General features: G+C 63.5%; 12 protein-coding genes. 6 read left to right on the forward strand and 6 right to left on the reverse strand.

The window, feature by feature from the left end:
- Positions 1-124: 124 nt before the first annotated feature.
- Both FOZ70_RS07355 and FOZ70_RS07360 read right to left on the reverse strand, forming a co-directional pair.
- A complete protein-coding gene (locus FOZ70_RS07355; RefSeq protein WP_059812175.1) occupies positions 125-604 on the reverse strand; it encodes a nuclear transport factor 2 family protein in 480 nt (159 codons plus the stop codon).
- Between the two features lie 63 nt (positions 605-667).
- On the reverse strand, positions 668-1273 hold the full coding sequence (locus tag FOZ70_RS07360; RefSeq protein WP_021163714.1) for a TetR/AcrR family transcriptional regulator: 606 nt from the start codon (positions 1271-1273) through the stop codon (positions 668-670).
- Positions 1274-1455: 182 nt separating this feature from the next.
- Here FOZ70_RS07360 and FOZ70_RS07365 point away from each other — a divergent pair, with 182 nt between their 5' ends.
- Together FOZ70_RS07365 and FOZ70_RS07370 are read left to right on the forward strand one after the other, a co-directional pair.
- On the forward strand, positions 1456-2094 hold the full coding sequence (locus FOZ70_RS07365; protein WP_111999539.1) for a GNAT family N-acetyltransferase: 639 nt from the start codon (positions 1456-1458) through the stop codon (positions 2092-2094).
- A complete protein-coding gene (locus FOZ70_RS07370; RefSeq protein WP_346656392.1) occupies positions 2091-2507 on the forward strand; it encodes a hypothetical protein in 417 nt (138 codons plus the stop codon). The genes FOZ70_RS07365 and FOZ70_RS07370 overlap by 4 nt, the downstream gene beginning before the upstream one ends.
- Positions 2508-2902: 395 nt before the next feature.
- On the opposite strand, the gene tdh is transcribed toward FOZ70_RS07370, so the two are convergent.
- Together tdh and FOZ70_RS07380 are read right to left on the reverse strand one after the other, a co-directional pair.
- On the reverse strand, positions 2903-3931 hold the full coding sequence (gene tdh, locus FOZ70_RS07375) for an L-threonine 3-dehydrogenase (protein WP_021163717.1): 1029 nt from the start codon (positions 3929-3931) through the stop codon (positions 2903-2905).
- 13 nt (positions 3932-3944) lie between these two features.
- Positions 3945-5144: a glycine C-acetyltransferase gene (locus FOZ70_RS07380; protein WP_219705343.1), complete on the reverse strand. Its 1200-nt coding sequence runs from the start codon at positions 5142-5144 to the stop codon at positions 3945-3947.
- Between the two features lie 161 nt (positions 5145-5305).
- On the opposite strand from FOZ70_RS07380, the gene FOZ70_RS07385 reads away from it, so the two are divergent.
- The 3 genes from FOZ70_RS07385 (at position 5306) to FOZ70_RS07395 (ending at position 7570) form a co-directional block, all read left to right on the forward strand.
- Positions 5306-5917 carry an XRE family transcriptional regulator gene (locus FOZ70_RS07385; RefSeq protein WP_021163719.1) on the forward strand — a complete coding sequence of 204 codons (612 nt, stop codon included), beginning with the start codon at positions 5306-5308 and terminating at the stop codon, positions 5915-5917.
- A gap of 140 nt (positions 5918-6057) precedes the next feature.
- Positions 6058-6435, forward strand: coding sequence for a DUF2471 family protein (locus FOZ70_RS07390; protein WP_021163720.1), 378 nt, complete (start codon positions 6058-6060; stop codon positions 6433-6435).
- Positions 6436-6544: 109 nt separating this feature from the next.
- On the forward strand, positions 6545-7570 hold the full coding sequence (locus FOZ70_RS07395) for a tyrosine-type recombinase/integrase (protein WP_048021159.1): 1026 nt from the start codon (positions 6545-6547) through the stop codon (positions 7568-7570).
- Positions 7571-7706: 136 nt separating this feature from the next.
- Here FOZ70_RS07395 and FOZ70_RS07400 read toward each other — a convergent pair whose 3' ends face one another.
- Positions 7707-8888, reverse strand: a complete 1182-nt coding sequence (locus tag FOZ70_RS07400) for a DNA-binding protein (RefSeq protein WP_059552575.1) — start codon at positions 8886-8888, stop codon at positions 7707-7709.
- Positions 8889-10709: 1821 nt separating this feature from the next.
- On the opposite strand from FOZ70_RS07400, the gene FOZ70_RS07405 reads away from it, so the two are divergent.
- Positions 10710-12077, forward strand: coding sequence for a replication initiation protein (locus FOZ70_RS07405; protein ID WP_059495289.1), 1368 nt, complete (start codon positions 10710-10712; stop codon positions 12075-12077).
- 90 nt (positions 12078-12167) lie between these two features.
- Here FOZ70_RS07405 and FOZ70_RS07410 read toward each other — a convergent pair whose 3' ends face one another.
- The gene (locus FOZ70_RS07410; RefSeq protein WP_021163724.1) at positions 12168-13229 is read right to left on the reverse strand and encodes a ParB/RepB/Spo0J family partition protein; all 1062 of its coding nucleotides are present in this window, start codon (positions 13227-13229) and stop codon (positions 12168-12170) included.
- Position 13230: the final 1 nt, after the last annotated feature.

The raw sequence follows: 13230 nt of genomic DNA on the forward strand, positions 1-13230 counted from the left end.
ACACAGTCCGACGCGACATTTCCCTTCGTCCCGAAAAACCTCACCTTCAGCGCATCGACTCCCGAATTTCCTCACCGTTGAAGCCCGGTGATGCGTTCGCGGGTCCGTCGAGTCGGCACGCGCGTCACAGGCCGAGATCGGACAGCCCGGGATGATCGTCCGGACGACGGCCGAGCGGCCAGTGATAGAGACGATCCTGCTCGCGAATCGGCAGGTCGTTGATACTCGCGTGACGATGCGCCATCAGCCCGTTTTCGTCGAACTCCCAGTTTTCGTTGCCGTACGAACGGAACCAGTTGCCGGCATCGTCATGCCATTCGTACGCAAAGCGCACCGCGATGCGATTGCCGTCGAATGCCCACAGCTCCTTGATCAGTCGGTAGTCGAGCTCGCGCGCCCACTTGCGCTGCAGCAGCCCGACGATCTCGTCGCGGCCGGTCACGAATTCCGCGCGATTGCGCCATCGGCTTTGCGGCGTATAGGCGAGCGACACGCGCTGCGGGTCGCGTGTGTTCCACGCATCCTCGGCGGCGCGCACTTTCTGGCGCGCCGTTTCGAGCGTGAAGGGCGGAACGGGCGGACGGATTTCGAGGGAAGCGGACATGGGTTGCTCCTGTTCAGGTTCTGGCCACGGACGACCGCGGCCGGTTCGGATTCGCTGCTTCGACTACCGTGACACCGCGTCGAGCAGCAGTTCGGCCGTCGCGCGCGCATCGCGCGCGGCGTTTGCATCACCACTGACGAGCGCCACGCCGATTGCGCCGTCGATCAGCACGAGCCACTGACGCGCGATGCGCGCGAGCCCACGACGCTCGATGCCGGTTTCATCGGCATACGCATCGAACCGCTCGCGCACGAACGCCAGCAAGCGTGCCTTGTGCGCGCGTGCGACGACGCGCACCGGATCGTCGGCATCGGGAATCTCGCCCGATGCGTTGAGGAACGCGCAGCCGTGAAAGTCGGGTTGCCCGAACCAGTCGCGCAGCACGTCGAACATGCCGAGCAGCTGCACGCGCGGTGCCTTGCCGCGCGCGAGCGTCGCGTCGACGAACCAGCGCATCCAGCGCTCGTCGCGACGTTCGAGTGCGGCCAGCACCAGTGCCTCTTTCGATTCGAAATGCGAATAAAAGCTCTTTCGCGCCGCGCCGGATCGCTTGACGATCGCGTCGACACCGGTTGCATGGATGCCGCCCGAGTAGATCAGCGCTTCGGCTGCATCGAGCAGCCGGTCGCGAACGCCCGGTTCGCCGGAAAGGTCGTGATGTGTGTTCATGGGTTTACGGTAGAACGATCGTTCTCCATCGTCAACACTTGGATGAAAAAGCCCTGCTGGCGGGAGGGCTGAAGCGCAACCTGGCGCGCGATGCGCGCCCGCCGCGTTTACGACATTTTTTCTTGAAGCGGACGCGCGACGCTCACTACACTTCGGTCACCCCGTCTGGGCGAAAGGACATCATGCAGCGACCGGAATCCGCGCGCCCCGCGCGCGCCTATGCGGCTTATGCCAAGCGGCTCGACGGCCGCATCGTCGTGCGGCGCTTCGACCCGCGCAACGATTCGTACGACACGTTGACCGCGCTGCTGCATCGCGCCTTCGCACCGCTCGGCGCACTGGGCTTCAACTGCCCGTGCGTCGATCAGCCGGCCTCGGCGACACGCGAACGCGTGCTCACCGGCGAGTGCTTCGTTGCGCTCGGCAACGCGCATCTGGTCGCGACGATGACGATGCGTTCGCACGATCCCGATTCCCGCTGCGATCCGTACCGCAGCCGGCACGTCGCGACGCTCGGCCAGCTGGCCGTCGATCCCGTCTGGCAGGACCGCGGCATCGGCCGATCGCTGCTCGCATTCGCGCAACGGCGGGCCGCCGCGCGCGGCGCGACGCACCTGGCGCTCGACGCACCGTACGCGGCGGTCCGGCTCATCGATTTCTATCGTCGCGAAGGATTTCAAGCGGTCGACGTGATGCGCTTTCCGGGGCACAACTACGACAGCGCGATCCTGTGCAAATCGGTCTGCGTCACGAACGGTCGCATCGGTGCCGGTGATACGACGCAGATCGACATTGCACGATCGGTCGGTGCCGCGTCGTGAAACACGACATGCCGAAGCGCGAAGGCGGCGACGATCGCACCCGGCTCGCCGTCCGGCAGGCACGCGTGCGCGCTGCACTGCGGCTGCGTGGCGTGTTGAAGCTGACGATCGTCACGATCGCGGTCGCGCACGTGCTGGCATTCGTGTTCGACAACCTGCTGGTCGTGGCCGGTTTCGCGCCGGATGCCGCAGCGGTGCTGCTGTTCCGTTTCGTGACGTGCGCGCTGGTCAGCTTCTGGCTGCAAGCGGATGCGTTGCGCGCGTATCAATACGCGGCGCAACACGGTTTCGTCACCGCGCCCGGAGTGCAGGGCGGCCCGGTCGACGTTGCGCCGCAGTGTCCGAGACGCTGGCTCGTCGTGTTGAGTCTTCAGCTCGACCCACGCGGGTTGAACGGTGAACGGATCAAGTAGCCGTCGGCGCACCGATCGACGTCGATCGATATCGAATGGTTTCACGCATGAGTGAGTCGCGACGATGCGCGCAGGCTCACGGTTGACGCCACGGTTCGGCACGACATCGCGTGCGGCGCATGACGAGCGGTCGCGCGGCAAGGCAAGCGGGGAAGTGTCTGGAAGGTGAGAGCAGGTGCCGGAAGGCACGAGGGCGGAAAGCGACGCAGCTTCCGTCAGGTGAAGTGAACGTGCGATTGCAGTTCACCGATGCGCGATCGTGTCGCGATTCGGCGCGCCAACACAGCTCCCGAATAATCTCACCTTGAGCCCGGATTCGTGCGTTTCGGCCTCGGAAACGCAGACGTAAACGAAAGCGGGGCAGGCGGCGAACACGCAGCACTGCCCCGCGGCACTCAGGCCGTCCAGTCGAGAATCACCTTGCCGCTCTCGCCGGACAGCATCGCGGCAAAGCCTTTCTCGTAATCGTCGGCCGCGAAGCGATGCGTGATGATCGGCGACAGGTCGAGGCCGCTCTGCAGCATCGCGACCATCTTGTACCAGGTCTCGAACATCTCGCGGCCGTAGATGCCCTTGATCTCGAGCCCCTTGAAGATCACCTGGTTCCAGTCGATCGCCGTCTGCGCGGGCGGAATGCCGAGCAGCGCGACCTTGCCGCCGTGGTTCATCGCCTCGAGCATGCTCGTGAACGCGCTCGGCACACCCGACATTTCGAGGCCGACGTCGAAGCCTTCGGTCATGTGCAGGTCGGTCATCACGTCGCGCAGCGACTCGCGCGCGACGTTGACCGCGCGCGTCGCGCCCATCTTGCGCGCGAGTTCCAGCCGGTAGTCGTTGATGTCGGTGATGACGACGTTGCGCGCGCCGACGTGCTTCGCGATCGCAACAGCCATGATGCCGATCGGGCCCGCGCCGGTGATCAGCACGTCTTCGCCGACGAGGTTGAACGACAGCGCCGTATGCGTCGCGTTGCCGAACGGATCGAAGATCGACGCGAGATCGTCGGAGATCTCGGGCGGGATCTTGAACGCGTTGAATGCCGGAATCGCCAGATACTCGGCGAACGCGCCTTCGCGGTTCACGCCGACGCCGACCGTGTTGCGGCACAGATGCCGGCGCCCCGCGCGACAGTTGCGGCAGAAGCCGCACGTGATGTGGCCTTCGCCGGACACGCGATCACCGATCGCGAAGCCGCGCACTTCCTGCCCCATCTCGACGATCTCGCCGACATATTCGTGACCGACGTGCATCGGCACGGGAATCGTCTTCTGCGCCCAGTCGTCCCACTTCCAGATATGGATGTCGGTGCCGCAGATCGCCGTGCGGCGGATCTTGATCAGCACGTCGTTGTGGCCGACTTCGGGACGCTTCACGCGCGTGAGCGTGAGGCCGGGGCCGCGTTCGAGCTTTGCCAGTGCTTTCATGGTCGCGCCTCCGTCAGATCACGCCGAGCGACTTGCCGACGCGCACGAACGCGGCGACCGTCTGGTCGATCTGTTCGGGCGTATGCGCGGCGCTCATCTGCGTGCGGATGCGGGCGCGGCCGCGCGGCACGACGGGGAACGAGAAGCCGATCACGTAGACGCCTTCGCCGAGCAGCTTGTCGGCCATGTTCGTCGCGAGCTGCGCATCGCCGAGCATCACCGGGATGATCGGATGCGCGCCCGGCACGAGCGTGAAGCCGGCTTCGGTCATCTGCTTGCGAAACCGCGCGCCGTTCTCGCGCACGCGCTCGCGCAGCTTCGCGCCTTCGTCGCTGCCGAGCAGTTCCAGCACCTTCAGCGATGCCGCGGCGATGCTGGGCGTGAGCGTGTTCGAGAACAGATACGGACGCGAGCGCTGGCGCAGCAGCTCGATCACCTCGCGCCGCGCGGCAACATAGCCGCCCGACGCGCCGCCGAGCGCCTTGCCGAGCGTGCCGGTGATGATGTCCACGCGGCCTTCGACACCGCAGTGCTCGGGCGTGCCGCGGCCGTGCGTGCCGATGAAGCCGACCGCATGCGAATCGTCGACCATCACGAGCGCGCCGTAGCGATCGGCGAGATCGCAGATGCCTTTCAGGTCGGCGATGATGCCGTCCATCGAGAACACGCCGTCGGTCGCGATCAGCTTGTGGCGTGCGCCCGCTGCATCGGCTTCCTTCAGCTTCGCCTCGAGGTCGGACAGGTCGTTGTTCTTGTAGCGGAAACGCTTCGCCTTGCAGAGACGGATGCCGTCGATGATGCTCGCGTGGTTCAGCTCGTCGCTGATCACCGCGTCGTTCTCGTCGAGCAGCGTCTCGAACAGCCCGCCGTTCGCATCGAAGCAGCTCGAATAGAGGATGCTGTCCTCGGTGCCGAGAAAGGCGGCCAGCGCGCTTTCCAGTTGCTTGTGCACGGTTTGCGTGCCGCAGATGAAGCGCACCGATGCCATGCCGAAGCCGTCCTGGTCGAGGCCGGCCTTCGCCGCGTCGATCAGGCGCGCATCGTTCGCCAGGCCCAGGTAGTTGTTCGCGCAGAAATTGAGCACGCCGGCACCGCCGGCGAGCCGCACGGCTGCCGCCTGGGGACTCGCGATCTCGCGCTCGGTCTTGTAAAAACCGTCCGCGCGGATCTGGTCCAGCGTCCCGCGCACCTGGGCGAGAAAGGCATCACGCATCGCAAAGCTCCTGACAGGGTTTCGCATTCCGCAACGCGCCACTCGTGGCGGCGGCGCAACGGCCTGCTACTGTTATAGTCGGTCGTTCGGTTGACCGCATTTATCCGATATTCCGAACTAGAATTCGAAATACCGAACAACTCTAAGCGAACGGAATCCAAATGGCAAGTTCCTCCGGTTCGCGGCGCACGCCTGCCAGCGCCGCACCGCAACCGCCGGCCGCCACGCCGCCGCGTGTCGGCGAGCAGATCCAGCGGCTGCGCAACGAACGCAAGCTGACACTCGACGACCTGTCGCGCGCAGCCGGCGTATCGAAATCGATGCTCTCCGAGATCGAACGCGACAAGGCCAACCCGACGATCGCCGTGGCGTGGCGGCTGACGAACGCACTCGGCATCACGCTCGACGAGCTGTTCTCCCAACCGAAGGCGCCCGAGACTATCCGCGTCGACGGCCCGCACGACATTCCGACGCTCGCCGGCCATGACGGCCGATACCAGTTGCGCGTGTGGGGCCCGATCGACCTCGCCGGCAAGTTCGAGTGGTACGAGCTGACGCTGCCGGGCGGCGGCGCACTGATATCGAACGCCCACGAGCCCGGCACGCGCGAGCACCTGACCGTGCTGCAGGGCGCGATGGAAATCGAAGCCGCGGCGGCAAGCCGGCGCCTGAAGGTAGGCGACACCGCGCGCTACCCGGCCGACGAGCCGCACGCGATCCGCAATCCCGGCAAGGCCGAGGCGCGGGCACTGCTGATCGTGATACACCGCTGACGGCGCGGATAGCCGGCCGAAAGGCCGATTGCAGGCCAGTTGCGGAAAACACTGTATGTTTGTACAGTATACGGACATTCCGCCATGCATGGGCTGGAGCCGGCGCACCGAGGCGCCTGCCCGGTCGACAGGAGCCTGCAATGACAGAAGAACAAGATTTGGCCGCGCTCAGCTTCAAGGCTGCCGCGCACGACCTCGAGCTGATCGTTCGCCATATCGCCGGGCGTTATATCCGCCAGCGCGTGCCGCTGACGTGGCGCCTGCTGCACGCGATCGAAGCCGAGGCGCTTGCCGATCTCGGCTTTGCCAGCCGGCACGAGGCCGGCATGCGTCAATTGTTCGAACGGCCGTCGGACATGACGTTTCCCGAAACGGACGATCCGATCGACTTCGGGCGCTCGAACGCGCTACCGGCCGTATTTTCGTTCGCGGTGCTCGCGTACGAAGCCGCGTCAACCTCCAACGACACCGCGCCTCGCGAGCGGGCTCACCGCCCGTCCAAGGCGTGGGGCGACTGACTGCCCGCCCGGGCCGTCACGCGTGGCGGCCTTGTCCTGCCCCTTGCCTCTTGATGCCCGAGACGTTGCGGAAAGGGCTACCATATACGCAACTAACGGAATAAATCACATGTCCCTTCCCGCCTCTCCCGACACCCCCGCACGCCCGGAAGAAACGGACCTGTTCGACCGCGGCGCGTCCGACTGGATCGTCTCTCCCGAAGCCGCATTCGATGCATGGCTCGCCATGCAGGACTATCGTCGCTCATCGGCCGACGTCTATCGCGCGCAATGGGGCGCGTTTCTCACATGGCTGCGTACGCACCAGAAGAATCTGGCGACGGTCGATACGGCAACCATTGCGAATTTCGTCGGCGAGCTCCCGATCCGGAAAACCCAGCGAATGCGCTATCTTCGGCTGATCGAGCGCGTGCTCGACCATATCCGGCGCACCGAATACGCGTCGACCAACCCGGCCCGGTTCATTGCTCAGGATGGCGAAGCGAACTGGCGCAAGGCGCGCGACAACGAACCTACCGGTTTCCTCACGCCGGCCGAGCGCGCGACGTTGCTCACGTACCTGTTTTCGCCGATCGGCGTATCCGGTTCCGCGTACTGGAAAGAGCGGCGCGACCGCGCGCTCGTTGCCGCGTTTCTTGGCGCCGGCATTAAAACCGGTGAAGCTCGCGCACTTACGATTAGTTGCATCAATACGGCCGGAACGTCGCTTCAGATCGAGTCGACGCACCCTGATTTCTCGCGCGAAACCCATCTGGCGTCGTTCGCGATCGCCCTGCTCGAAGCGTGGCTCACCGAACGCAAGCGCCAGGAGATTCCCGGCGAACTCGTGTTCCCCGCATCCCATGCCGGGCGGCCGATGCACAAGGCGACGATGCTGCGCGCCATCGACGCGATCGTCGAATCCGCCGGGCTCACGTCGTCACGCACCGCGCGCGCCAGCCCGCAAACCCTGCGTAATACCTACGCGGCCGAACTGTTCGAACACGACGTGCCGCCCGAACGAGTCGGCAAATGGCTGGGCTTCATGCGACCGATCTCGTCGAACCGCCTGCATCGCGCATGGAAGAACTGGCGCGACGGTCTGGCCGACAACAATGCCGACGGTGACGCGTCGGGCATCGACGAAACTCACTGATCCCCAAACGGCTGCTCGCGCCAAGCCATCCGTGAGCAGCCTTGTATGGCACAGCCTCACCGTTCAATCGCTCCCGAAAAACCTCACCTCTGGTTTCCCGGATCGTCTCACCTGTGCGATGCAGTCGCCCCTTGAGTCACGTGCGCACAAAGCGGGCGACGGCTTCCAATCGGGATGGCCATGCGCCCGAAGCGTGTTCGCACTCGGGGCAGGCCACTTCAAAACCCTCTTTTCCGTGTGACAGCTCGGGCTCACCGTCGCAATGCGGGCAATGGGCCGGTACCGGCGTCTCTTGATCCAGTGAGGTACCGATCGCGGCAAACGCCTCCGCATCCAGTTGCCCGGCATCAGCCAGGCGGCGGATCAGCGCGGCGATTTCCGGATTCATTCCGCGGCTCGCGCGCAGCAAACTCACATCGCGCGTCGCGCGCTCCAGTTCGTCTCCCTGACTGCGCAACTGCTCTTCGAGCCGGTCGGCACGCGCCTTGGCAGCACTCAATTGCTGCAGGAAATCGAATTCCTTGCGCTGAACGTCGCGTAAGCCGTTCTGGTAGGTCGACGCCGTGCTGCGCAACGAATCCAGCTCGACCAGCATCGGCTTCACGCGGCGTTCGGCTTCGGCCACCGCGTCCTTGATTTGCTGCGCGTAGTGCTCGGTGCGCTGCTGCAGTTCGGCTTGAAGCGCATCGATGCGGTCGCGCAGCGTGGCGTTCTGCGCCTGCTCGGCTTCGACACGGCCGACCGCCGCGGCCAGTTCCTTCTCCAGTCGAGCGACTGTGGTGAGTAACGTCGCTTCGCTTGCCGAACCGTGCGTCGTTTGCGATGCGAGCTGGACTTCGAGTTCGGTCACGCGCGCCTGCAATTGCTCGTTTTTCGCTTCGCCACGTGCGAGCGCGCCTTCGAGCGTCTCCTGGCGGACGATTGCGTCGCGCAACCGCTGTTCGGCGTCGGCCACGTCGGCGCGGACCTGTTCGCGATCGACATCGAGGCTGTCTCGCGCGGCTTTCAACGCTTCTTCATAGAGTGCCCCGAGCAACGCGCCGGCTTTTTCCTCGACGGCTTTCGGAATTGCGGCACCGTCGAGCCTGACCTTGGAGGCGGAACGGATGCGCTCCCAGAAATGGTCGATGTCTTTCGGGATATCGCTGGCGCTGCCGGTCTGGGTGAGATCGCGGACGTTGGCAGCCGACGGCCGGATGCCAAGATCGAAGAATAACCGCTTGCATGCATGCAGCGACAATTCCTGCCGTCGCGCACCTTTTGCACGCAGCGATTCCAGTTCGTCCCGAATGGTTTGGCGTATTTCGTCCAGGGTCATCGCTGTGCTCACAGACATTGAAGTGTGGCAATCATAACGAAATACGTACTTATCGATACTTGTTTCCGCTCGGCGTTGTGAATTTACGTCGCTTCGCACAGAAATCGGGTCTGTGAGCGGATCTGGGCGACTGTGGTCCAGGATTCCGTGAAACAAAGCGAAGAAAGTTAGCCAAGTCCTTGTCGTACAAGCGTTTTCCTGTCGATCCCGAATTTTGGCATTTGTTTCACATGACAGCGGATCCGGTTGCCTGTCGGTGTTCAGGGGTTGGGGTGTCTGTGGAAAACTCTGCAGCCGATGTCTTGAGAGTATTAGAAGTAAACACCCTTGAACCCTTAGTTAAAAACGTTAACGCCACGGCACAGCCTTATGCTGCAAGGCTCTCCGGCCGACAAGGTGAAGTTTTACGGGAGCCAAGGTGATCTTCTGCGGGAGCTGAAGTGATGGGGTTCAGGGAGCTGCGTGAGCCGTTGCGGGAAAGGTCGTGAGCGGATTCGGGATCACAGTGAAACACGAGATTTCCCAAAGGTGAGGCTTTTCGGGGCCTCACAGCCACAGAACCCGCGCTGTGCCTGACTGCACAGTTTTCTGCCTGTGCAGACATAGGTGAGAATTTGCGGGACCTTCTTTGTGCCCCGATTCTGCCCATCTTTTAGGCAGTTTCTGTGAAAGGTGAGGTTTCACGGGATTCCGCGGGCGTTTGATGTGAGGATTTCCGGGAAACGGACGTCATTTTGCACAGCAAAAGTGCTCTCGTGGGCCTGTGATGCACTAAAGGTGAGGTTTTTCGGGAGGGAAATCCGGGTTTTCCTGGCCGGATCCCGCTGAGGTGAGCTTTTTCGGGGCATGGATCACAGGCTGTGATTCGGGCCACAGGTGAGCCTTTTCGGGAATGGAATTTGCCCGAAAAATGGTCAAAGGTGAGGCTTTTCGGGATCTGTGGACGGTCGAATTGGCCGAAAAGCCCGCCAGGACTGGAAGAAATCTCGTTTTTGCTGTGCCTCTTTTTGGCACAGGTGAGATTTTTCGGGGGGCCACACACCGTTGTCGTATGACGGATTTCCATCGAAAGGTGAGGCTTTTCGGGGGATGTCGGCGGCGCACAGCCAAATGCCTTCTGTGCATAAGTATCGGAAGGCATTGAGGTTTTTGATACCGCGTCAGTTACGGTGAGATTTTTCGGGAGCCATTTCCGTGCCAGAGGCGGCACAGCGATTTTTCGGTAAGGTGAGCATTTTCGGGAGGCTCTGGTGGCGAATCCCGCGCGTGCCGGGCATTCGTCGGTATCCAGACGAATGAACATGCTGTGCTCAAGGTGAGTTTTTTCGGGACCCGATACGGTTTTTGCGCTGTACAATGCGCGCCCGGGCCGGCACAGCAGGCTCGTTCGGGTCGCGCGGGCCGGTTTGGCGGGCGTCTTCCGGGGTGGCGGGCCCGATCACGATCGCGCGGTAGCTCGCGCCTGTACATGCATACAGGGCTGAGCGGGTCGATCGGGAAGCGCGATCAGGTGGGATCGCAACCCTGTGCCGAACTTCCGGCAGCGCAGTCGTAAAATTACGACAAATCGAAAGGTGAGCCGATACGGGAGCACATTTCGCACGTTCCGCGCACAGGTGAAATTCTGTGAATCGGCGCATCCCGCAGCACGTCTGGACGAGTCCGGAACGCTGCAAATCCGGACTGGTGAGGGTTTTCGGGAGCGCCTGGGGTGAGTGCCGTTTTACACGCGCACTTCACCCGCTATGGTGAGCATGTCGTTCTGGACGCACTTCACCGCAGACGCTATCCTTCCGGAAAACTTCTCCTCCGACCCGACGTATGGCCACGACGAAGCGCGCCAAGAAAACCGATGTGGATGTGGTGAGTGCCAGTTCAGCCGAATTGCGTAAGGCCGTCGAGGCGATCGCAATTCAGCCGAAGAGCGGCAAGATCACGCTCCTCACTCGCAAGCTGTTCAATGTCCTGCTGGCCGTGGCGCAGCAGGCCGACGACTCGGGCGATACGTATCGCGCGCTGCTCTCGGACATCGTCGCCAACTCCGCCTTCGATTCGAACGACACCGCGCTGGTGAAGGAACACCTGCGCCGCATGGTGTCGGTGCAGGTCGAATGGAGCACGGGGACGTCGAGCCAGAAGCCGGGACGCAAGTGGGGGATCTCGACGCTGATCGCAGACGCCGAAATTCTCGAGGATCCGGCGACCCGCCGCGTGTGGGTCGAATTCTCGTTCGCGCCGAAGATCAAGAAAAAGCTGCTCGATCCGGTCCAGTACGCGCGACTGAGCCTGCAGTTCCAGAGCCAGCTGCGCAGCAGCGCCGGCCTCGCGCTGTACGAAATCTGCGTGCGCTACCTGACGAACCCGAGCCACCTGACGATGCGCGAGCCGTGGGAATGGTGGCGGCCGATCCTGTCGGGCACGCCCGACACGGAAGCCGGCGACGAAGCGAAACGCGAGTACAAGTACTTCAAGCGCGACTATCTGCGTCCCGCGATCGCGGAAGTCAACGCGGTCACCAATATCTTCGTCGAGCTGATCGAACACCGTGAAGGGCGTCGGGTGGCGGAGATCCAGTTCCGCGTGACCGAGCGCAAGCAGCCGATGCTCGCGCTCGACGAACATCCGAACGTGTTCGACAGCACGCTGGTCGACCGGATGGTGAAGATCGGGATCCCGCTGAAGGAAGCGCAGACGCTCTATGCGGACAGCGAGGAAAATCGTATTCGTGCCGCGCTGCAGATGACCGAGCAGCGGATGCGCAGCACGACGCTGCCGCCGGTGCGCAGCGCGCCGGCGTTGTTCAAGGATGCGCTGAAGAAGGGTTATGCGCCGCCGGTCGAATCGGTCGACGCGCTGCCTGCCGGCACGCCGCCTGCGAAGATGGCGGCGGCCCAGCCGGACGATCTGAAGGCGCGCCTGTTGAGCGAGTTCGCTGCGTTCCGCCGCAAGGAAGCGAAGGTGCTGTACGAAGAGCAGGGCGACGCCGAGCGCGAAGTGGCGCGCGAGTCGTTCGAGTCGGAGGCGCTGCCGACGATGGGCACCCATCTGCGCGACGACTGGCGCAAGCGCGGCCTCGATTCCAAGCTGGCCGAGACGGCCTTTTTCGACTGGCTGGCCCAGAAGACCTGGGGCGAGCCGACGGACGGCGACCTGCTGTCGTTCACGCTGAACCAGTCGCGGGCCGCCTGAGGCCCGCTCAGGCCCGCTGACGGGCCGCCGCCGGCCCCGCCCTCGGTTGGCGGGCCCGGCATCTTCACCAGGCCCGGCCGGCCGTCTCCATCACTCCGACAACAGCATCCGCTCGAGCTGCTCGAGGATCGCGTCGCGCTTGTCCTTCGGGAGGCCGCGCAGGCGCAGTTCGATGCGATCTTCGCCATACGACTTCAGGTCGCCGACCGACTTGCCGCCAAGCTTGATCTCGAGACGCTGCGCATAGCGCTGACGGCCGGCAGCCTTCGGCGTTTCCTGCGCCGCGACGCGGCCCTTGACGATGTCCGACACCTGGCGCGTGCTGAGATCATCCGACACGATCTTGTTGATCAGCCGCAGCGTGGCCTCGGTGCCGCGCGCATTGTGATAGCGGCCGACCTGATACGCCATGTTTGAACCGAAGCGATCGGGGCGCGCGACCATTTCCTGCATGATCGCTTCCGGCAGTTTGCCGATCGACAGGGCGACGGCCACCGTCGATTCGTCGAGGCCGAGGTGCTCGGAGAGTTCCTTCTGGCTCTGGAAATGCTTGTCGTCGAGGAAGCGGCGCCACACGACGGCGTTGTCGAACACCGTCTGCGAATCGCGCTGGACGTTGAGATCGTAGCCGAGCTTGTAGCTCTGGATGCCGATCGGCACGTCGATCACGATCGCCTTGACCGACTCCTTGTTGGCTTCCTTCAGCGCCCGCACGCGGCGGCCGCCATCGCTGACGAAATACGTGCCCGGATTGTCGTAGTCCGGAATCACGTGGATCGCCTGCTGTTGCCCTTGCTTCGCGAGGTTGACCGCGAGTTCGGCAATCGACGATTTCAGATAGAAGTGCCGCGGATTGAACGGGCTATGCTTGATCGCCTTCAGCGACAGCTCGATCACCTGCCCGGGCGCATAGCGGTTCTCGAGACGCCACGCACGATATTGCGCCGATTCATCGATCGACGGATCGAGCGTGAGCTCAGGAGCGGGCTGCGGCGCGGTGTCTTTCTTCGCGGATTTGGTCGGTGCCGGGGTAGGGGTCTCGGACTTGACGATGCCGTCGATCGCATTGAGTCGATCGAGCGCCGTGCGCTTCTCGCTCGTCGTGATATCCGGGCGCGCTTGGAATCCTTTGGCAAATTGGGAGGGTTTCATG

Source organism: Burkholderia sp. COPS (genome assembly GCF_019425585.1).
Lineage (GTDB): Bacteria > Pseudomonadota > Gammaproteobacteria > Burkholderiales > Burkholderiaceae > Burkholderia > Burkholderia cepacia.